We start from the raw sequence: 21,791 nt of genomic DNA on the forward strand, positions 1-21,791 counted from the left end.
CGCGTGTTTGCATCTCATCGCCGTTCTCGCGATATTTCTTGACTGCGTCAAGAGCCAAAAACTTACGCGTCAGCGTGTTTGCATCTCATCGCCGTTCTCGCGATATTTCTTGACTGCGTCAAGAGCCAAAAACTTACGCGTCAGCGTGTTTTTGGCTAACTCGCTCCCTATGGGTCGCGAGTTAGGTTCTTTTCAACAAATGCGCGGTGATGGTTTGTCCGATGAGGTTTAAAATCTGGACGCTCAAAAAACTGATCATCAAAATTTCCTTTTCGAGATCCAAAACTTGAAAGGAATTTCTCCACCAACGAAATACGATAAATCCGAAAAGAAGAATCACAAATAAAATCATCCTTGCGGAATACCAAAACAAAAGATCTTCCGAAAGATTGTTTAACTTAGAATAAAAACCCAACTCGGAAGTTTTTCGAGCCGCCAGAAAAAGTCCGATGGCCCATACGGTTTGCCCCAATGTTGCAACTAACAGAAGAACGGTGAGAGAATGAATACCGAAGATATGAAACGGTCCGACCGCAATGATTCCGGTTGAATATCCGACGAGTGTGATCGCCCAACCCGAAAGAAAAAGAGCAAATCCCGAATAATAGAACAACTGCTGAGAATGGATGAGGATCTGTAAAAGATGTCTCATCCCGTCTCTCCAAGTTCTCAAATGCGGGATTCTTCCCGCAACGTCAGGATATAGGCTGATCGGAACGTGCGATAGTTTCACTCCGCTTCTCAGAGCTTTTACGAGCATTTCGGAGGCGAATTCCATTCCGGTACTTTCGATTTCCCATTCGAGATATTTCTTTTTCAAAAAACAACGAAAACCGGAATTTGCGTCTTGGACACGATTTCCTTTTTTTGAATATAATAGATTGATAATCCAGTTGATCACCGGGGTTCCGAGATAACGGTGCAAAAACGGCATCGCACCCTGATGAATTTTCCCGCTCAAACGCGATCCGATCACAAACTCGGCTCCCTTTTCCATCTCAGCAAGAAGAGCCGGAGATTCCAAAAAGTCGTATGTATTGTCCGCGTCCGCAAAAATTACGATTTCGCCGGTGGCATTCGTAATTCCGAAGTTGAGAGCCGCGCCGTAACCGCGTTCTTTGCAGTTTACAACTCTTGCTCCGATTTTTTTTGCAATTGCGATCGACTTGTCTTCACTTCCGTTATCGGAAACAAGAATTTCGACGTTGTATTGTTTCAGTTCTTTTTTCAGTTTTACTAACTTCTCTAAAACCAAAGGAAGTGTTCTTTCTTCATTCAAACATGGGATGACGTAGGTGATATTTTTTTTCTTCATAGTTTAAAATTCCGGAATTTTTTACTTACGGATTACGATCACTCTCATTCCGTAAAACAATCGATCGTTTCGATCATATATCTTTTTTGTAAACAACGCGTCTACTTCCTGTGAGTCCAGGTATTTCCAAGACGTTTCCAATATCACAAGATTCTTTCTTTTCGAATCCTTGATAAAAAGATCTGCTTCCTCTCTGCTGTAGATTTTTGGGGTGATCCCCGTAATCTCAGCCGTCTTTAAAAAGTATTCCATATTGTAGGCATGAGAAGAACAAAGAAGCGTATATTCTTCCGGATGTTTTTTTACTTCGGAGATAATATAGTGGGAAGTCTCCCTCCACTGTTCTTTGTATGGTTTATAGAAATGACGCGTGAAATAATAGAGAGAAACCAAAGAGATAAGAATCAAGACCGATTCCAGACGTTTTCCTTTGTATATCGGAAAAAGTGAAAAGCCAGTCGCGATTAAAAAATACAACGCCGGGCTCGTTACCAAAAGATTTCTCGCGGTGATCAAAGGTTGAATCGCGGAAAGAATTCCGAGTACGGCCGAAAAGATCAAAAGAATTATCAGAAGAAGAATTACGGATTTCTTATGTTCTGTACCCAAATTCGTAGAATCGACTTCGTCTTTTTTTTTGCGAAAGTTAAGAGAGGCGAATCCAACGAGCAAGGCCAAAGAAGCCACAATACCGGGAATGAATTTTTTTAGAATTCCGGAATGAAAGATCAAATCAAAAAAGACTAAAAAGGCGGTAAAACCTGCTTCCGGAATCCAAGAAGCGATTCCGATCTTATCCGAATTGAAAAGAAGATACAAGGCAGGCAGAAATAAAATCGCAAAAATGATTCCTATAAGCAACTCACCTTTCGGAAATTTTTTTGTGAAAATCCAACTGAAAACGAACAGCCCAAGAAATACGGACGCCGACCAGATAAACCCGAAAAAATGAGTGTAAGAAGCAAGAAGAGAGATTACCAAAACCGTTAGATAGATCTTCCTTTGATTTTCGTTTTCATATACGGATCGAAGTACAAACGCAAGTTGGATCGTACAAAACAAAACGAGAAGACTATAAGATCTCAGCTCCTGCGAATAATAGATGAGCCCGGTGGAAAGCGCGAGTAACGCGGAAACGGAGACCTTGATTCTTCCGCTCAGAGTTCTCGGAGCAAACATATAGAATGCGAGAGGAACGAGAAGTCCGGCGATGGCGCTGAGCAGCCTTCCGTAAAAAACAGTCGGAGAAAAAGTCTGAAACCAAAAAAACAAAAGTGTCTGATATAAAGGCGGATGCGGATCATTCTTCATCCAATCCCAAAGTTTTATCAGAGAAGATTCGGAGGAAGCCCGAATCGAAAAGAGTTCGTCTTCCCAGGGGCTCTGAAGATCCAACCTAAAAAGACGAAAGAAGGCGCCTAACGCAAAGATAAAAAGAAATACTTTGAGATCCTGATTTTGTTTTAATTCGACAAAATACGCCTTTACACGACTCATCCGTTCACCAGATTCCCATGATTCTTCTGTAGAGATCGGTTTCGAGGATTCCTTTCGGATCGTATTTCTTTTTTAACGCGTGAAAAGCTTCCAAATTCTTTTTTGGAAAGGCCCTCTGTACGATTTCGGGTCGAAGGGTGCTGTCTTTTGCAAAGTAAAACTTACCGCCGAATTTCAAGACGGTTTCGTCTAACTCACCCGCGAGTTCCCATAATTTCTTTTTGTTTCCGGAAGTTACGGGAAAATCCATCGCCATCGAATATCCGTCCAACGCGTGAGTGAGTAAAAACGGATCGGGTTTGTGTTTTTTAAATACGGCGAGCCAAGTGATGATTCCTCTTTTTTGACAGATTCTTAAAATTTCCGAGAACGCATCCACCGCATTCTCCTTCGGAATAAAACTCTGATACTGAATCATCGACCCGGGTTTGTACATAAACTTCCAATTCGGAACGTAATCCAAAAGGAACGCATATTCTGCGTGGCCTTGCATGTAAGGTTTGTTGTTTGTAAGATAACCCGAAATGAACTTGGCAAAGTTTACAAGACGCATTCCCAAATTATTGGAGAATGGAAGCATAAAGATCCACATCCATGACTTAGGAATGATTCCCAAGAACGTGGTCGGTAGATTCTGATTTTCTAATTTACAATTTTCGGGAAACTCCGGGTCTTCTCCCTTCTTCAAATGAACCGCTTTGTGAATCTGTCCTCTTCCCAGAGAACTTCCGGATGCGAACGCATCCACCCAACCTACGAGATAATCCGAATTCTTATATTCCCTTTCGAAATAGTCGTACATATCTTGAAGATTTTTACTGACCACGGGCCAAACTTTCATCTTACCCGCGTAGATATGTTTTAACTGAATCGTGACGGTCAAAAAAGCGCCTAACATTCCAAAGCCGGAAATCGCTCCGAAGAATAGATCCTGATTCTTCTTTCGAGAACAGGTAAGAACCTTTCCGTCCGGAGTCATGAAGGTGAATTCTATAATGTGATCCCCGATCGGACCCACGGCAAAATTATTCTTTCCGTGAATGTTCATCGAGAGAGCTCCGCCTAACGTCGGAAACATGGTCCCGCTTACAACCGGCGGCCAATATCCTTTTTCAATTCCGAATTCCCAGAGTTGTTTGATCGTTACTCCGGATTCGGCTTTGAGAATTCCTGTCTTTGCGTTGAATTCTAAGATTCGATTGTATTTCGAAATATCGATCACGACTCCCTTCGTGTTCGTCGCCGCGTCTCCGTAACTGCACCCGCCTCCGCGAAAGGTTAGCTTGAGTTTTTTCTCTTCCGCATAAGCAAATAGATTTTTAAAATCCTCTTCTTTTTCCGGGAAGACGACCGGAGAAATCGAATGGTGATTCATTCCCCAGGCTTCTACTTTCGTCGCCTCCGGAAGATGAATGTCAACGAAAGACTTCTTTGTCTTCGCCGGTTTTGCATTTGCAGTTTTAGAAGAAACGGTCTTCTTCTTCGCAGAAGCTTTGGATGCGGTTGCCATAGTGTTTACCCTTTCAATCGATTCAGGTTTAGATAGAAAGACGTTTGAAGATAAAAGACGGAATCATTCTTATGATCAGTCCCACGAGTCCCCAACGCGCCGGAACGTAGATACATTCCTTTCCGCCGTCGGCGGCTTTGAGAATGATGGAAGCTGCTTCTTTTGCGGAGATCAACCAGAAGAGTCCTTTCAATCCTTGTGTCATCGCCGTATCGATAAAACCGGGTTTTACTGTGAGCACTTGGATACCCAAAACTCCGAGACGATTACGAAGCGCTTCGAGATAGGTATTCATTCCCGCTTTCGAAGTGTTGTAAACCGGGTTCCCTCTTCTTCCGCGATCTCCGGCGATCGAAGAGATTCCGATGATCTTTCCGCTCTTTTGATTTTGAAAGTAGAACGCCGCCGGATTCAACCAAGCGACACAGCCGAGAAGATTTGTGTTTAACATCTCGATGTCTTTTGTAGTATCGAATTCTTCCGGTTTGATATCATACATGATTCCGGATGCGTAGTAGATCTCGTCGAGACCCTTCATGGATTTTACCGCTTTTTGAAACGCGGAGTCCACCTGATCGAAATTGGTAACGTCCTGTTTGATAATAAAGGCTTTTGTTTCCTTGGAAGTGTTAAAAGGAGCCGCGATGGATTTTAATTCCTTATCACGACGAGCGACCAGAGTCACCGTATGTCCTTGTTCCAAAAGAAGGATGGAGAGTTCTTTTCCGATTCCGCTAGATGCACCAACGACGATGATTTTTTTTGCCATATTCATCCGTTTTACGGGAAGAAACGGAACTGACAAGTATGATTTAGAGTGGGAGCTCTAACTCCAAGGAAAGTCCGGGTGCTTTTTTTGAAACTCTTCCGATCGGATCCAAAGATTTGTGTCCGGTTCCCGAATTTCCGAAGGCCCCCAATATTTTTTATAATCCATATCGGGGTGACCCGGAAGAAAGTAACCGAGGTGATAGAATTTCATTCCGAGTTTTTGCGCGTGGAGAATGGAACAAAGAATCGCGAAACTCCCCAGACTTCGATCCGAAAAATCGGGATCATACACCGAATACACGGCCGAGAGAGAATCGGAGGCCACGTCCAGAATTAGAAAGCCTACGATCCTTTCCTCCAACCAAAGAGTCATCTCTAAAGAATTTTCGGGATAACCAAAAAGATTCCAACGCATTCCTTCTAAGAGCTCCTGATCGGATTCTCCGCTTACAAAATTTTCATAACGAGATCTTTGATAACGAAGATAGAGAATTTCTTTTTCGCTGGTGAGTTCCGGTTGGGCGAAACGAATTCTTAAGTCGGAATTGATTTTCAAAAGTCTTCTGCGGTTGCGACTGGGAACAAAAAGATCCAAGGGCATTCTATAACTCAGACAATCTCTACAACCGTTGCAAGACGCTCGATAGAGAATGTTTCCGGTTCTTCGAAAACCGGAATCGAAAAAAAACTGAAGGGCTTCCTTTGCGATCTCTCCTTGAAACGGAAGGTATTGAATCTGGCTTGGACGATCCGGATAGTAAGAACAATTTCTTTCCGGACTGATCGGAAGCGAATCCACGAGGTCTTGGAGTTTTTGTTGGATCATCTTTGGAAAAGCATGTCACAGACGACGAGACTCGTAAAGTTTTTTAGGGAAAACTCGACGAAAGACGCGGTTGTTTTCAACATGGCAAAGAAACTCAATTTCGTGCAAGGATCAAAAAACTCGGAAATGCACAGTCTTTTTATGAACTTCGAAATCAAAAAACGCGGACTTCGCTTAGCGCTATTTTTCACTCTGGCCAGTCTTACGTCCTTTCTCCTCGGAAACGCGGTCTTACAATTTGTCCTTCTCGGACTCGGGATTCTTCTTTTTGGATTCACCTTTTTATTTCCCGAAGCCACGAATTCTTTTACAAGCTGGAGTTTAGAATTCATCCTCAATTTCCTGAGCGCTTTTGTCAAAGGAGGACTTTTGTTGTTCTACATTCTTATCTGGAAACCGGTTTTGTTCGTGATGGATCTCTTTCGCGGAGATAAGAATTCTTGATCCAGATCTATTGCGACGGAGCTTCCAAGGGAAATCCCGGTCCGTCGTCGATCGGAGTCGCCGGTCTTATTGACAACAAAGAAGAATTCACCATTTCGGAAAGAATCGGAGAAGCGACCAATAACGTCGCTGAATGGTCCGCGCTCAAACGAGGTCTGGAAGAATGTATCCGAAGAAAGTTTCATTCCGTTCACGCATTTATGGATTCCGAACTCGTGGTTCGACAAGTGACGGGAAGATATAAGGTAAAACATCCCAATCTTTTGGAATACAAAAAGGAAGTGGACAAACTCGTTTCCACGTTACAATCTTTCCAGATCACCCATGTTCCCCGTGAAAAAAACGCACTCGCCGATCGACTCGCCAACGAAGCCTTTTCTAAATAAAACCCAACGGCGTATTCCCGCAGACGTTTCCATTTTAAGAAGAATCTGGATTCTCTTCTTCGCACTCGGACTTTTTTTGGAATGTGGGAACTCCCTCAAAAACAAACTTCTTTCTCTCCAAAAGGAAGAAAAGTTTGAAGAGATGCTTCTTCTCTGTCTTTCTGAAAAGGAAACCCCGGATACCAAAGAACTCTGCGCGCTTGCTTCAGAGAAAACCGCGCTTGGGATCGACAAAATCCTTTCCGAAAAAACGGAACTTCCCTTTAGCCAGATCACGGTGGATCCGGAATGGAAACAAAAGATCGATCGGATCTTGGAGAACAATGCAACCCTTCGCGACCGATATGGAAATCTCTGGAAGAAAATGATTCAAAATGACTGAACTGGATCCTTCCGTTTTGATCGGGAAAATCCCCGAACCCTTTCGCTCCGATATCCTTTCTCTGACACAAACGATCCGAAACGCTGGCGGAGAATGTTACGTCGTCGGCGGTTCCGTCCGAGATTTAGTCCTCAACGTCAAACCGGAAGAATTCGACCTCACGACGTCTCTTTTGCCCGAACAGATTCTTTCTCTTTTCAAAAGAACCGTTCCGACCGGACTCAAACACGGAACCGTCACGGTCCTAGTCCAGGATCGAGCCTACGAGGTAACTACGTTTCGAAAAGACGCGGACTACGTGGATGGAAGAAGACCCGAAAGTGTAGAATTCGGAGTTTCCTTGAGCGAAGATTTGAAACGCAGAGACTTTACGATGAACGCACTCGCTCTCGACTTGGAAAGAAAGCTCCTCATCGACGAACACGACGGACTAAAAGACATACAAAATCAAATCATAAGAACGATCGGCGATCCGATCGGAAGATTTACGGAGGACGGACTCCGTCCCATCCGCGCTCTGCGCTTTGTGAGTAGCCTCGGATTTTCTTTGGATCCTCATACGGCCGAAGCGATCCGCACTTGTAGAAACATCACCGCAAAGGTTTCGAGAGAAAGAGTTCACGACGAACTCAACAAAACCCTCAAGAGCAAAGATCCGTTTCCCTCTCTCCAGCTTTTCAAAGAATTCCAAATCTTAGAATTGTTTACAAACGTCGTCCTCTACCCGAACGAGAACGAACCCGCCGCGGAAAGAATGAGGGAGATTCCTGCGTTTCCTTTGAGTCTTCGTTTAACATTTTTGCACGCCTGGTTGTTTGGCTCGTTTGCAGTCGGGCCTCATTCCAAACAATTCTTGAAAGATCTTCGTTATTCCAATCACAATACAAAGGATTCCCTTTTCTTTGCGGGAATTCTTTACGAGATTCTTGCCTGGAAAGAAAAGAAAGAAATCACAGACACGGAACTGAGAAAAATTCTTCTGCACTCGACCTGCGTCCATGCGACCCGCGAGAATCTTTTGATCGTCCTCGAACATATCCTCACACTTTGTTTTGTGTATGAACCCTCTCTTCGGTCGGTCTTGGATTCTTCTCGCGTTTTTGGTTTGGCGAAAGAGCGGCAAGCCCTTCTTGTCACCGAACTCGCCCTTCGGGGAGAAGACATTCTCAAACACAGACCCAAGCTTCCTCCCAAGGAAATCGGAACGGTTCTCTCAAAACTTTTGTCTCATGTCCTGGAAAATCCTTTCGATAACCAAAAAGAAACACTTCTCGCGTGGATCCCGGACGAACCTCCATATTAAACTTGTTTATTTTTTAGGCATTTGTCCCAATAAAAAACTCCGTTATTCATGCTTGTCCTATTCTATAAGCATGATAATCCTTTTTATCTAAGAAAATCTGCGCTTTTTTCAGCTAAATTCCCTAATTTGAACCTTGGCACGCATCTTGCATAGAAAGGGCATAGGAGATTTAGGAGAATGATGAGAATAAAAACATTAAGCCTCGTTGCTTCTGTCCTCTGTCTTGTAGGAACTTCCCAAGTCTTTGCCCAGACTGGAAAAAAACCTGCGGCAGAAGCGGCAGTTGCACCCGCGCCGGTCAAAGCGGCCGAGCCAGAAGATAAGAAATGGTATGATCAGGTTGAATTTTCCGGGTTTGTTGACGTGTATTACATGTACAACCTGAACCCGAAACAAGGAAATGATATCGATTCTACTCGCGCATTCGAAACCAACAACAAGAACTTTGCAGTAAACGCTGCAGCGCTCACGGTCCAAAAGGCCGCAGAGAAAAGTTCTCCTTGGGGATTTCGTGTGGATTTTCAAAACGGTCTTAACAACCCGTATCAAGAAAACCCATATACTCAGAATAACGCGGCCTACAACTACAATATGCTAAAACAAGCATATATCAGTATGTATTTTCCGGTTCTGAAAGGAATGACTTTGGACGTCGGTAAGATGGCAACGCATATCGGTTACGAGGTTCTCGAATCCATGAGCAATCCGAACTACTCGATAGGCGCAATCTTCCAAAACACAATCCCCTTCATTCACACCGGTGCTCGTTTGACCACGCAGTTTTCCGATAAATGGGCTGGAACCGTTTATCTTTACAACAGCGGAATCGGGACCGGTTACACTTCGCCGCAGACCGCAATCGGCGATCCTACGAAGAATGCGGCCTTCGCGTCTTCTAAGAACTTCCTCTTGGAAGGAGCTACCGAAAGAAAGGCGATTGGAACTCAAATCAAAGGAACTCTGATCGAAGACAAACTTTCCATCACCTGGAACACTTTGTATTCGAGTGACAACTCCGGCGCCCGTGTCGATCCTTTAAAAGCTGCTCTCGCTACCGAATTAGCTAACAACGGTGATCCAGCCCTCGGCAAATACAATGTTGCCAACCCGGAAAGAGCGAAATACAACAAGGACTACTGGTTCATGAACCACGCGATCCTCTCCATCACTCCTACCGATAAAATCACGATCGACTTGGATTACACTTGGAGTGAAAAATCGGGAAGTCTTGCAAACAACGGATTGGATCAAAAACGTTACAACGTGGACGCTACCGGCTCTGAGGTTTTCAACAAGGATACACTTTTCTACGGTTTGAACAACAAACGCGACGTAAAGACCACATACAAAGCTTACGGAATTTGGGCGAAGTTCAAAATCAACGAAGCTTGGGGTGTGAATGTTCGTGGTGAGTATATCGACGACAAACACAACAACGGCGCTTTGACCACTTTCAATCCGTTCATGGGCCCGAACACTTACGTAAGTGAATACAAAAAGGCGAACGACACGATCATTGCAGAATCCATTGCAACCGCGCTTGCCGCCGACCCGAATTTGGGAGCTTTTGCGATCAGCAAAGAACAAATTCTTCAAGCAATGAGCGACGATTACAAAGATTACAGCGGAACCAGAAACGCGGGACAATACAAAACTTTTACTGTAACTCCTGTGTGGAACTTTACCGAGAACCTCTTAATCAAATTGGATCTTCGTAGAGACTGGGCAACCGGTAAACAATTCGTGGATCAGAAAGGTGATAAACAAGATTACCAAAACGGTCTGACTTTAGGTATCGTTGCCAAGTTCTAATACTTTGGCAAAGGTTCTCAGGTTTTAGAAACAAAAAGGCGCCCTTTGAAAAGGGCGCCTTTTTAAAAAGAGAAAGCAACATGAAATTCAGAGAAATCTTACTCAAATCAAAAACTTCCTGGAAAGAATTTTACTCTTCCTCTCAAATCACCTCGGGAAAAGAAATTCAAATAAGCAAAACCTCGCTGTCGAGAATGGATGTAAGCCCTCTTCCGTTTGGCGAGAATCTTCTGACGGAACAACAGCTCTTATACATTTCCGAGTATTATCTGGCCCTTCGTTAAACGACTCGGCTTCCCTTTTAGAAGCCGATTTTCAGAGACCTCCCTCGGATCGATGTGAAGAACCCTTTCTCATCAAGAATCCGTAGAATCCTCCAATAATCAGCAAGCAATCAGAATCTTAAAGTTCGACCGTCCGTAGGAACTCCAACTTGGCCTAAAAGCAGACGCCCTCGAATTTTGCAAAGGGTGAACCGCAAGCTGAAAAGCCGTTTCAAATCCAAAAGATGCCATTCGAATTTTTGTAAGAGTTTCTGCAGAGAGGGAAAGTTTTTTGTGCTCGCAAAAAGATTCGTTTTCGGTAAAGAAAATTCCCCCAGTTTTTCCCTCCGACCAGGTCCATAAAAAGTATTTCAGAGAAGTTCTTTAGTCACCTGACCCGCGATTCAGCCTATATTTACCCAAAGCTCGATTCTTCAGAAAGAACAGTCGGAACTACGACGGCTCCTCCGTAAAAGTCGCGCCCCACCCTGACCTTGGGTGGAGGGGCGGGTGGCGGAAAAAAACACGACGGACTTTCCTCTATCACAAAATTCTAATTTTGCAAGCTAAAACCGCTGCGTAGGAACTCCGACAAATCCCTCTCCTCGGGACGATTCTCTACGGGCTTTCTATGAATTCGCATAACCTTGCCCACAAGTTGGATGGATCTTAAAAATCCGTCGGAACTACGACGGCTCCTCCGTGAAAGTCGCGCCCCACCCTGATCTTGGGTGGAGGGGCGGGTGGTGGAAAAAACCACGACGGACTTTCCTCTATCACAAAATTCTAATTTTGCAAGCATATCCCCCCGTGTAGGAACTCCGACAAATCCCTCTCCTCGGGACGATTCTCGTTTCATTCTTCCCTTCTCGGGCCAGCGTTAGGATGATCTGACCTGCAAAGAGAAAGGAAAAACTTTCGATCTATTTTTTCTTAGATCGATTTCCCGGACTGGATTTTGCCTTCTTATTTTTTGTCATGGAAGAACTTTTCTTTTTGACTTCGTCTTTTGACAAAGGAGTCACCTCTTCCGCTTCATATTCTTCCATCGTATACTGATCCAGATAAGAATAGGGTTCCAAGTCTTTTGTTTTTTTGGAAACCCCATAGGTCTTTCTTTCTCCGACTAAGATCAGATAAAGAGAAGGTAGAACGGTAAGAACCAAAAGAAGCGCGGAGAATAAACCTCCTACTATCACGGTTGCCAGAGGTCTTTGAACGTCGGATCCCACACCGGAAGCCAAGGTCGCCGGAATCAAACCGAGAAGAGCCAAAAGCATCGTCATGAGCATCGGCCGAAGCTGAATCACGGCCGCTTTTTTTACGGCCTCTCGAACGCTGAGGTCATCGTCTTCCGTCAAGATAAGATTTGTTCGGGATACAAAAAGCACTCCGGACATCGTCGCGATTCCGAAGAGGGAAATAAAACCCACACCTCCGGAAACGTTGAAGTAATAACCTCGAAGTAAAAGCGCATAAATACCTCCCACAAGAGAGAGAGGCAGACACGCAAGAGCGACATAGACATACTTAAAGTTTTTATAAAGTAAGTAGAGGACCGCGAAAATAATCGCGATCGTCACCGGGATCACCATCATAAGTCTGGTTCCAACCCGAGAAAGGTTCTCGTATTGTCCTCCGTAACGAATCTCGTAACCGTCGGGAAGTTTGACTTTTTCTTTGATTCGTTTTTGCAACTCGGCGACAAAACCGCCCTGGTCTCTTCCGCGGATGTTGGTTCTGACGGTGACCGTCCTTCTTCCTTCTTGACGAAAGATCATCGTCGCACCTTCTTCTAAAGTCACTTGCGCGACTTCGGAAAGCGGAATCCGTTCTCCTTTTGGAGAAATGATCGGCATATTCTCGATGGCTCTTTGTGAAGTTCTGTAGTCCTTGGAAAAGCGGACCACGATCCCAAAACGAGCCGGCGTTTTCGGGGGAATGTCTGACGGACCTTCGTAAAGAGTATCGATTCTCTGCATCCCGATCGCGGCTTCCACCATCTGCTGGATGTCGACCACGTTGATTCCGAAACGGGCAGCCGCTTCTCGGTCGATTCGAATCGTTAGCTGAGAGCTGTCTGCTTCCTGTTCGATCCCGAACTCGCTCGCTCCTTTCATATCTTTGACAATTTCGAGAACCTCTTCTCCGATTTGTCGCATCACCTTTAGGTCGTTCCCGGAAACGAATACCGCAAGATCCGCGATCGTACCCATGATCGCTTCGGAGAGATTGTCCATGATCGGCTGGGAAAAACTCACCCTTGCGCCTGGAAGCCCCGCTTCCAGATCATTTCTCATTCTGAGCAATAACTCTTGTTTGGTGATCTTTTCCTTCCAATCGTCGTAGTCTTTCAATCCTACGAGCACTTCCAAGCGATTAGGAGGAAGCGGATCAGTTCCGTCGTCGTTTCTTCCCAATTGGGAAATGACTACGTTCACTTGTTCATTCTTATAGATCATCTGTCTGATTTTCGGAATGAACTTTCTGGATTCGGGAAGGGAGATTCCCACGGGAAAGAAAATTCTTAAGTTAAAACCGCCCTCGTCCATTTCAGGTAAGAATTCGGTTCCCAAAGAAAGACCGCCAATGACGAGTAACGTTCCAACTACGGAGAAACAGATCGTTACGACTCGTTTGGATCTTTCCACGAGATATTCTATAAGTCTCTCGTATTTTCGCTCCACCCATTCGTAGATCGGATTGTGCCATTCGATCGGGCCCGGATTTGCGGATTCGAAATAATTTCGGTATATATAAGACATCATCACGGGGATCGCCGTCATTGCGAAGATCAAGGCTCCCAGAATCGCGAATGAAATCGTAAAAGCCATCGGCTTAAAAAGACGTCCTTCGATTCTTTCAAAAGAGAAAATCGGAAGATACGCAAGTACGATGATCAAAATTGAGAATATGATCTCGGTTCCCACTTCCGAAGCAGCGTCCACTGTAAATCGAATGATTCCCTTTGTTTTATCCGAAGGAGAAGCGTCCCTGTAACGACGCATGATATTCTCGACCATGATCACGGCGCCGTCCACGATAATTCCGAAATCGATGGCGCCTAACGAAAGTAAGCTGGCAGGGATCCCCGTGAGATTCATCATCAAAAAAGCGAAAAGCATCGCAAACGGGATGGTGGCAACAACGACCATCGAAGCCTTTACACTTCCGATAAAAAAGATCAAAACCAGACTTACGACGATAACCCCTTCTACCAGGGTTTTACCGATGGTGCGTAACGTGTAGTTTACGAGATCCGTTCTATCGTAAGTAGTTCTCATCTGAACTCCCTCTGGAAGATAGTTCTCGTTGATCTCTTTGACCCGAGCCCGGATCCGTTCTCCCATAATATTCGGATCACCCCATCTTCGGATCGCGACCAAACCTTGTACGGAGGAATCAACGTCGATCAAACCCTCCTGGTCGTTCTGAACCGAATATCCGAGCACACCGCTCGGAATCGGATGAGAAATTTCCACGGTTCCCAAATCTCGAATAAAAACGGGAACCCCGTTTACGGTTTTGACGACGATGTTCTCGATATGTTTCGGATCTCGGATCGCGCCCAGGGAACGGATCGGAAATCCTTGTTCCCCTTGGAGGAGGAGATTTCCTCCTGTATTTAAGTTGTTTTCTTGAATCGCTTTGATCACGTCGTTGATCGTAAGTTTATAACGAATCAACTTATCGGGAGTTGTCACGACGTGATATTGTTTCGGCAAGCCGCCGAACGTAACCACGTCCGCAATTCCCGGGATCTGCAACATCTTAGGCATGATCACCCAGTCCTGGATCGTTCTGAGTTCCATAGAAGTGTGGTTGGCTTTCGATTCCACCACGTATCTAAAAATTTCTCCCACCGGAGAACTCATCGGTCCAAGTGAAGGTTCCACTTCCGCGGGAATGTCCGCGTCTCTCACTCGTTCGAGAAGCCTTGTCCTTGCAAAGTAGTCGTCCGTTCCGTCTTCAAAAACGAACTGAAATACGACGAGGCCGTTGATCGTTCTGGATCTTCTTACCGCGACCTTAGGAATCGCGTTCAAAACCCTTTCGATCGGAATCGTAACGCGCTCTTCCACTTCTACGGCGGCCTTACCCGGAAACTTAGCGATCAAACGCACCTGAGTATCCGCGATATCAGAATATGCTTCTTTTCTAATATCGATCCAAGCCCAGGTTCCAAAAACGATCGAGGCGATCGTGGCAGCGAGAGTGGCAATACGGTAACGAAGTACAACTTCGATTAGATTTCGAATCATTCCGAAGACCTCGTATCAAAAAGATAACCGATTTGGATGAGAAGCTGCGGATTCTTATAATCGCCCTTCCCGATTCCGCCTCCCAACTGAAGGAAAAAATTTCCTAGTAAAAAATCGTAAGTCAAACCCACGTATTGTTGATTCAGATAAACTTTTTGTCTGTCTCGGCTTTCGTGTTCCAGATACAAAGCCAAAGTCGGATTTTGTTCGGTAACGTAAGAACGAATGATCAAATCCTCGTAGGTCGGATCTCTATGGCTGTAACCGGGAAAAGAAGAACCGGAAGGATAAGAATTCTGCCCCCCGCGGCCTATCTCCGGCTGGAACGGATCAACTTGAAACTTTCCGAATACAAGAGAAACGCTATGCGCCACGACCGGCGTTTTCCAGAAGCTGTAACCGATGTCCACCTGACCGCCCCACCAATGAGGATTCCATCTGCCGCCGGAAGCACGGAGAACGACGTCCTTATAATAATAACCTACGTTCAAGTTGATACTTCCCGGAGAACCGACGCTCGCGCCGTAGACTAAAAAATTCGTGGAATTCGGAAGCGCTTTTCCCTTGAGAGAATTTTCATTCGGTCCTTCTTTTCCGATTCGGGTATTACCGTTCGGTTCTTCGACCCATTCCGGCGAAGGATCGGATTTGGAATCTTGTTTTTGAGTTTGCCCGGGAAGGGCAATGTTCAAAAAAAGAGATAGTATGAGTATGGATATGATTTTAAATTCTTTCATGTTAGAATCCGAAACTGAGTCCCTTGAGTAAAATCGTTCCTTCGACGACCACCCGATCTCCTTTCGTGAGGCCTTCTACAACGGTAACTTTTTCCTCGCCGGAAGTACCCAAGATCACTTCTCTTCTGTAAAATTCGCGAGGAGATTCTTCCACAAAAACATAACTTCTGCTTTCCACCGTGATGACGGAAGTAAACGGAATGACCACCGTATCCCCCTTTCTATCCTCCGGAAAACGGACCGTGGCAAACATCCCCGGTTTCAAAACATAACCTTCGTTTCGAACCGCGATTCTAACCTTAACCGTTCGAGTTGTGGGATCCACGTTGTCTCCTAGAGCTTCTGCCGTTCCGGTCCAAGCGGTTTCCGGAAAACTGGAAAATTTGAGTTTTACCTTCTTCCCTTTTTTCAAACTCTGAAGTTGAGATTCCGGAACGTCGCAGATGATCCAAGCACTGTGGGCGCTGGCGTTTCTGAGTTCCGCAGGATTTAAACCCACAGCTCGGAGTTTCCCTTCAAACTCGGCGAGTTCCGCGGCGTCGTTTTCGGACTCGGTCTCCGCCTCGATGAGATCCTTTTCGGTCGCGACCCTGTGTTTGAACATGTCCTTGATCCGTTCCAAGTTTTTGCGGGAACGATTCAGGCTATTTTTAGAATGAATATAACCGACATAGAGATCGTTTAGATCGGCGGATTCAAAAAGAATGATCTTTTCTCCTCCGCTCATCGAAGGAGAAGAAGAAGCGATCAAACGAGCCGGGGCTTCCACTTCCACAAACTCTCCTTCCTTACCGATTTGAGCGGTTTTGATGATCTCCAGACCGGGGCTGTTTTCTTTAAATTCGATCCATTCTCCCTTGTCATGAACGATCGCTTTGTTGGGCATTTGAATGCTCGGCTTGATTCGTTTGGAAAGCCCGAGAACGGCTAGGGAAACGATGGCGACAACGGCTGCGATTCCAAGAATGAATGTGGTGCGTTTTGTAAAAGGTAATTTCATGATCAGTCTTCCTTCTTTGGATTCGTTACGGGTACTGGTTCCGCCAGTTTCGGGATAAGAATTCCCTGACCGACCGAGAAGTTAATTCCCTCGATCGCGTCCATACGATCCGTTTGCAATTTTAGCATTTCTACGACGCTGGAACGATAAGTTTCAAAAAAATCGGCAAATTCCAAAATCGTAATATAACGTTTTTCATAACTAAGAATCATATCTTTCGAAAGATCCAGATATTCCTTGGTGTAGGTGTTTCTGAATTTTCTGTAAAGATTGTCTTTAACCCTCGCGGTCTCAATGGAAACTGCGACTTCATTTTCCACTTCCAAAAGAGTGTTTTTGAGTTCCTGCTTTTTGGAAAGAATCGCTTTTTCCGATGCTTTGATGTTTCCCTGATTTCTATCAAAGATGGGAATGTTCAACTGAGCCGTGACTCCCCAATAGTTTTGAAAGGCGGTTCCACCCCGGTTGTACATCGGACCGAAGGCGAGATCGGGAATCGCGTTTGCGTGTTGCAAATCCAAGTTGGCTTCTTCGTAACGAAGAGCCTGAATCGCTTTTTTGAGATCGGGTCTTTTGTTTCTTGCGACTTCGAGAAGTTCGTCCCGTTTTAACTTCGCTGGTTCCAAAAAATCCAGATGTTCTTCGTTGATTCGGGGAACGATTTTCACGTCCGAACTTCTCAAAGAATCGTCGTTTAACAAAACTCTAAGGTCGGCTTCCCTTTCCAAAATTCGAATATTCAAATCTTCTCTTTCCTTTTTGAGAAAGAAATAAAGGGCCTTGAGACGAAGTACTTCCGCTTGTAAGATCGCTCTTCTTTTGTAACCCATTTCGGCGGAGGAAACGGTTCTGCCAAGGGCTTCCAAACTTTGATCGTAAAAAGTGATCGCCTGACGATAGTAATAGATCGCATAAAAAAGTTTTCTCAGTTTGGTGACGAGACCGCGTGCGAGATCGTAGAATTCTTGTTCGCTCATACGAGCGTTTAGTTCCGCGACACGAACCCTCTTTCCGATCTTACCGCCGAGCAAAAACAACTGCTGGATCTGAACCACGGTTTGTCCGGAACGAGTGAAATCGAAGTATCTCTGAGTCGGTTCCGCAAAAATACTCTGATCGATAAAGATGTTCGGGTTTGCGTAAAGACCGGCTTGTTCGATTCCTGCTTTGCGAGCGTCGATGTTAAAACGGGAAGCGAGCAAAAGAAGATTGTTTTTCCAGAGCTTTTCCTCCGCCGTTTTCAAATCCAAACTGAACTCGATCGGAATTCCCTGGGTCGTCTCGGATTGAATCGGACTTTCCGATTGGGTAGGAGTGGCCGGGATTCCAAGACTCGGCTGTTCGCCATTCGAAGAAGAAGTCGTTTTGGATTCTTCCGGAAGAATGGGTTGTAGCGAGAGCAGAATTAAGAGCGTGAAAATCTTTTTCATAAGTTTTCCAGTATTGTATGTTTACGGATCAAGAGGTACGGTTCTCCAAGATTCAACCTTGCCTAAAAAGGGCATTCGCTTCCGACTTAGCGCATCGCACCAAACGGAGATCTATCGTTGGATAAAATTCTTACGATAGAATTTTATAATATTCGAATTAAGCGATCGGTGGAGGAAGATTGAGGAGTAAGGAGGAAAGAAGGTAGTTGTAGAGAGTTTTCGGAGCAAAGAAGTTTCTTGGAAAGAATTCGACTTCCGTTTTGGAAAGTTCGAAAAAATCGGAAAAAACGAGATCTAAAAAGTCGTAACGGCTCCGGAGAGGAAGAACAAAATCCTGAGAATCAAGTTCACACTGTAAGCGCGCATTGGTTTCTTTTTTAACAAGACGTTTTGCAAGGGAGGAATGAACCTCCGATCCTTTGACGTCTACGAATGCGAGATCAAACGTTCCGTCTTCTTCGCAGGGTAAAACGATGACCGCAGCGAGAGCAAGAATCAGAAATTTATTGAGCCAGGGGACCTGCATTCAATCCACATTTCTTAGGTAGGACTAGCCCTACAAACGTTTTTCCGCAATTTTGCTTAATTACGGGGCATCTATTGTGCTTGTGCGGTCGAACTAAACTTAAGGGGCTATGTGCTCGACCCGGACAACGGTTCCGTTTCGCATCAAAACTCGGATTTCAAGATCCGGTTTTGCACCGGGTTTAAAACGACTGATCGGCCTCGTATAGAGAAAGGCTTCGATGCTGTTGGTTCTAAATTGGATTTGATCGGGATTTCCCAAAAATTCCTTCACAAAAATCCGATTTTGACCCTGGAGCGTGTCCTTGATTTCGGAACGAAGCCGAAGATTCTTTTCGATTTCAGGATCCAACGCAGGTTCGATCGAGGTTTGGTTTTCCACGACTCCTGTTTCCGGATGGACCGTCTGCCCGGATCCGAGAAGTTGTTTCAGAACCAATTTCTCGCATTTCTCCTTGTCCTCGAAGGTTTCCATACAATCCGCAAAGATCTGTTTTGCCGATCCTTTGGGCGGAGGAGGAGTTACACAGAAAAAGAGAAGTCCCGTTCCCGCCAATAAGGTAAGAATCCGAGCCGAGGTTTTCACCTCTTTCTTCTCCGGCTTGTCTTTCTTTCGGTTCCGCCTCCGGAACTCGTGGTAACCGAAACCGTGGATCCATTCGAACGGGAGGAATTCGGATTTCCACCTTGTAACGTTGGAAAACCTCCGGTCACTTCCTGACCTACTTTTTTATATTCTTTTTTCTCTTCGGGGAGTTTAGAATTTTCCGTTACTTCCACTCGGAAGAGAAAGTTGACGACTTCGTTTTTCAGATTTTCGATCGCGACGTCGAACATTCTAAAACCTTGAAGTTTGTATTCCACGAGAGGATTTCTTTCGCTATAACCTACGGTCCAGATCCCTTCTCTGAGATGATCCATAGAATAGAGGTGTTCTTTCCAGCGATGATCCAGGATATCGAGGAAAATATTTCTTTCCAAGAGTTTCCAGATGTCCTTTCCGATACTTTCGGTTCTCGTTTCGTAACGTTTTTTCGCAGCGGCGTTGATCGTATCAAAAAGAGCAAGCTGAGGATTTTTTGTCTTTTTGAAATCTTCTTCTTTGATTGTAACGTCGAGGTCCAATCCTTCCAACCACTCGTTGAGTGTTTCCAGATTCCAAGCGGAAGGATTACTTCCTTCGCAGTGAGTGACGACTTGATTTTCAACGGATTCTTCTATAAACCCGAGAATGAGAGGAGCGATGTCTTCGTTTTCGAGGACTTCGTTTCTCATTTTGTAGATTACGATTCTCTGACGGTTCATGACGTCGTCGTATTCAAGAAGATGTTTTCTGATATCGAAGTTATGACCTTCGACTCGTTTCTGAGCTCTTGCGATCGCGTTACTCACCATCTTACTCTCGATCTCTTGACCTTCCGGCATGTTCGCCCATTTCATCAGTCCGGAAATCCGATCCGAACCGAAGATTCTCATCAGATCGTCTTGGAGGGAAAGGTAGAATCTGCTGGAACCCGGATCTCCTTGACGACCGGAACGTCCGCGAAGCTGATTGTCGATCCGTCTTGCTTCGTGTCTTTCGGTTCCGAGGATATGAAGACCGCCAGCGTTCAAAACTTCTTCGTGGTTCTTTTTCCAAATTTTGATGGACCCGAGAATTTCGGAGGCTCTTTTTTGTTTCGCGCCAGAATCCATTTTCTGCGCGATGATTTCCGCGTTTTCGAGATCTTGTTTTAAGATGGCTTCCTTGAATTGGCGAACGAGATCGTCTTCGTCTTTCCAGGTTTCCAGGTTTTCTTTGTAGAGTTGCGCTCCACCGAGAACGATATCCGTTCCCCTACCCGCCATGTTCGTAGCGATCGTGACCGCTCCCGGTTTTCCCGCGTTCGCAACGATCTCGGCTTCTCTTTCGTGAAACTTTGCGTTTAAGACATTGTGTTGAATTCCAGCGGAGGAAAGCATTCTGGAAAGAACTTCGGACTTCTCGATGGAAATCGTTCCCACAAGAACCGGTTGTTTGTTGCTCTGAAGATCGCGGATTTCTCCGAGGATGGCTTCAAACTTTTCCTTTTCGGTTCGATAAACCCGGTCCGGAAAATCTTTTCTTTTCACCGTCACGTTAGGCGGAATTACGATGACGTCCAGGTTGTAGATCTTTCTAAATTCTTCCGCTTCGGTGTCTGCCGTTCCGGTCATCCCCGCGAGTTTGTCATACATTCTGAAATAATTTTGAAAGGTGATCGAGGCGAGGGTTTGGGATTCCTTTGCGATCGTCACACCTTCTTTTGCTTCGAGAGATTGGTGAAGACCGTCGGAATATCTCCTTCCCGCCATAAGGCGTCCGGTGAATTCGTCCACGATGATGACTTCCCCGCCTTGAACTACGTAGTCCACGTCTTTTTGAAAGATCTTGTGGGCTTTGAGAGACTGATGAACGTGGTGAACCAAGTCTACGTTTTCCGGAGCATAAAGGTTGTCGATCCCGAGAATTTCTTCCACGTGAGAAACCCCTCTCTCCGAAAGAAGCACGTTACGCGCCTTTTCATCGACCTCGTAGTCTTCGCCTTCGATTAACTTAGGAATGATCTTATTGATACGAACGTATTTGTCCGTGGTTTCATCCGAGGAACCGGATATAATCAGTGGAGTTCTCGCTTCGTCGATCAGAATCGAGTCGACCTCGTCCACGATCGCGTAAAAATGAGATCTCTGAACCTTGTGATCCCTGTGAGAAACCATATTGTCTCTGAGATAATCAAAACCGAATTCGTTGTTGGTTCCGTATGTGATGTCCGCGGAATAAGCGATCTTTCTTTGTTCGTGATCCATATCGTGTTGAATCACGCCGACGGAAATTCCAAGAAAGTCATAGATCGGCTTCATCCAGTTCGCGTCCCGTTTTGCGAGATAATCGTTCACGGTTACTACGTGAACCCCGTGCCCAGCGAGCGCGTTCAGATAAACCGAAAGAGTCGAAGTCAGAGTTTTCCCTTCACCGGTTTTCATCTCCGCGATGTTGCCGCCGTGGAGTGCGATCCCGCCCATCATCTGAACGTCGAAGTGACGCATTCCCATTGTACGAAGGGAAGCTTCCCTCACCGTAGCAAACGCTTCCGGAAGAATGGCGTCCAGGGTTTCTCCCTTCGCGAGTCTCTCTCGAAAACGGATCGTCTGCGAAGAAAGTTCTGAATCGCTCATTGCCTTCATCGAATCTTCCAGAGAATTGATCCGCTGAACGATCGGGATGAGTTTTTTTATATCTCTTTCGAATTTGCTTCCAAGGATTACCCGGAGAATGCTTTGAATCATATCAGTTTTCCGTATTACG

Annotated in this window: 18 protein-coding genes; 6 read left to right on the plus strand and 12 right to left on the minus strand. The window is 45.3% G+C overall.

Going from position 1 to position 21,791, the window contains the following annotated elements; genetic code table 11:
* Positions 1-181: 181 nt before the first annotated feature.
* Genes JWG45_RS01910 through JWG45_RS01930 form a run of 5 tightly spaced genes read right to left on the minus strand, consistent with a single transcriptional unit; the run spans position 182 to position 5,919 of the window.
* Positions 182-1,315: a glycosyltransferase family 2 protein gene (locus JWG45_RS01910; protein WP_205278103.1), complete on the minus strand. Its 1,134-nt coding sequence runs from the start codon at positions 1,313-1,315 to the stop codon at positions 182-184.
* A 21-nt stretch (positions 1,316-1,336) separates the two neighbouring features.
* A complete protein-coding gene (locus JWG45_RS01915; protein ID WP_205278104.1) occupies positions 1,337-2,812 on the minus strand; it encodes a glycosyltransferase family 39 protein in 1,476 nt (491 codons plus the stop codon).
* 4 nt (positions 2,813-2,816) lie between these two features.
* Positions 2,817-4,322 carry an FAD-binding oxidoreductase gene (locus tag JWG45_RS01920; RefSeq protein ID WP_205278105.1) on the minus strand — a complete coding sequence of 502 codons (1,506 nt, stop codon included), beginning with the start codon at positions 4,320-4,322 and terminating at the stop codon, positions 2,817-2,819.
* 28 nt (positions 4,323-4,350) lie between these two features.
* Complete coding sequence (locus JWG45_RS01925; protein ID WP_205278106.1) at positions 4,351-5,091, minus strand: SDR family NAD(P)-dependent oxidoreductase; 741 nt, start codon at positions 5,089-5,091, stop codon at positions 4,351-4,353.
* Positions 5,092-5,148: 57 nt separating this feature from the next.
* The gene (locus tag JWG45_RS01930) at positions 5,149-5,919 is read right to left on the minus strand and encodes an arginyltransferase (protein WP_205278107.1); all 771 of its coding nucleotides are present in this window, start codon (positions 5,917-5,919) and stop codon (positions 5,149-5,151) included.
* Positions 5,920-6,045: 126 nt separating this feature from the next.
* Between JWG45_RS01930 and JWG45_RS01935 the strand changes: the two genes are divergently transcribed.
* From JWG45_RS01935 to JWG45_RS01960, 6 genes are all read left to right on the plus strand, one after another.
* Positions 6,046-6,363, plus strand: a complete 318-nt coding sequence (locus tag JWG45_RS01935; RefSeq protein WP_205278124.1) for a hypothetical protein — start codon at positions 6,046-6,048, stop codon at positions 6,361-6,363.
* Positions 6,360-6,749 (plus strand): ribonuclease HI family protein, encoded by a 390-nt coding sequence (locus JWG45_RS01940; RefSeq protein ID WP_205278108.1) that lies wholly within the window; start codon positions 6,360-6,362, stop codon positions 6,747-6,749. The genes JWG45_RS01935 and JWG45_RS01940 overlap by 4 nt, the downstream gene beginning before the upstream one ends.
* Positions 6,750-6,780: 31 nt before the next feature.
* On the plus strand, positions 6,781-7,131 hold the full coding sequence (locus tag JWG45_RS01945) for a hypothetical protein (RefSeq protein ID WP_332476223.1): 351 nt from the start codon (positions 6,781-6,783) through the stop codon (positions 7,129-7,131).
* Positions 7,124-8,434 (plus strand): [cytidine(C)-cytidine(C)-adenosine (A)]-adding enzyme, encoded by a 1,311-nt coding sequence (locus JWG45_RS01950; RefSeq protein WP_205278109.1) that lies wholly within the window; start codon positions 7,124-7,126, stop codon positions 8,432-8,434. Before JWG45_RS01945 ends, JWG45_RS01950 begins: the two co-directional genes overlap by 8 nt.
* 177 nt (positions 8,435-8,611) lie before the next feature.
* Complete coding sequence (locus JWG45_RS01955; RefSeq protein WP_205278110.1) at positions 8,612-10,246, plus strand: outer membrane beta-barrel protein; 1,635 nt, start codon at positions 8,612-8,614, stop codon at positions 10,244-10,246.
* An 80-nt stretch (positions 10,247-10,326) separates the two neighbouring features.
* On the plus strand, positions 10,327-10,530 hold the full coding sequence (locus JWG45_RS01960) for a hypothetical protein (RefSeq protein WP_205278111.1): 204 nt from the start codon (positions 10,327-10,329) through the stop codon (positions 10,528-10,530).
* Between the two features lie 902 nt (positions 10,531-11,432).
* Here the strand turns inward: JWG45_RS01960 and JWG45_RS01965 are convergent.
* The 7 genes from JWG45_RS01965 to secA form a co-directional block, all read right to left on the minus strand.
* Positions 11,433-14,771 carry an efflux RND transporter permease subunit gene (locus JWG45_RS01965; RefSeq protein ID WP_205278112.1) on the minus strand — a complete coding sequence of 1,113 codons (3,339 nt, stop codon included), beginning with the start codon at positions 14,769-14,771 and terminating at the stop codon, positions 11,433-11,435.
* Positions 14,768-15,508 (minus strand): hypothetical protein, encoded by a 741-nt coding sequence (locus tag JWG45_RS01970; RefSeq protein ID WP_205278113.1) that lies wholly within the window; start codon positions 15,506-15,508, stop codon positions 14,768-14,770. Before JWG45_RS01970 ends, JWG45_RS01965 begins: the two co-directional genes overlap by 4 nt.
* A 1-nt stretch (position 15,509) precedes the next feature.
* Positions 15,510-16,508: an efflux RND transporter periplasmic adaptor subunit gene (locus JWG45_RS01975; RefSeq protein ID WP_205278114.1), complete on the minus strand. Its 999-nt coding sequence runs from the start codon at positions 16,506-16,508 to the stop codon at positions 15,510-15,512.
* 2 nt (positions 16,509-16,510) lie between these two features.
* On the minus strand, positions 16,511-17,938 hold the full coding sequence (locus JWG45_RS01980) for a TolC family protein (protein ID WP_205278115.1): 1,428 nt from the start codon (positions 17,936-17,938) through the stop codon (positions 16,511-16,513).
* Positions 17,939-18,095: 157 nt separating this feature from the next.
* The gene (locus tag JWG45_RS01985) at positions 18,096-18,464 is read right to left on the minus strand and encodes a hypothetical protein (protein ID WP_205278116.1); all 369 of its coding nucleotides are present in this window, start codon (positions 18,462-18,464) and stop codon (positions 18,096-18,098) included.
* 99 nt (positions 18,465-18,563) lie between these two features.
* The gene (locus tag JWG45_RS01990) at positions 18,564-19,019 is read right to left on the minus strand and encodes a hypothetical protein (protein WP_205278126.1); all 456 of its coding nucleotides are present in this window, start codon (positions 19,017-19,019) and stop codon (positions 18,564-18,566) included.
* A gap of 26 nt (positions 19,020-19,045) precedes the next feature.
* A complete protein-coding gene (secA, locus tag JWG45_RS01995) occupies positions 19,046-21,772 on the minus strand; it encodes a preprotein translocase subunit SecA (protein WP_205278117.1) in 2,727 nt (908 codons plus the stop codon).
* Between the last annotated feature and the right edge of the window lie 19 nt (positions 21,773-21,791).

The organism is Leptospira ainlahdjerensis, assembly GCF_016919175.1.
Taxonomy (GTDB): Bacteria; Spirochaetota; Leptospiria; order Leptospirales; family Leptospiraceae; genus Leptospira; species Leptospira ainlahdjerensis.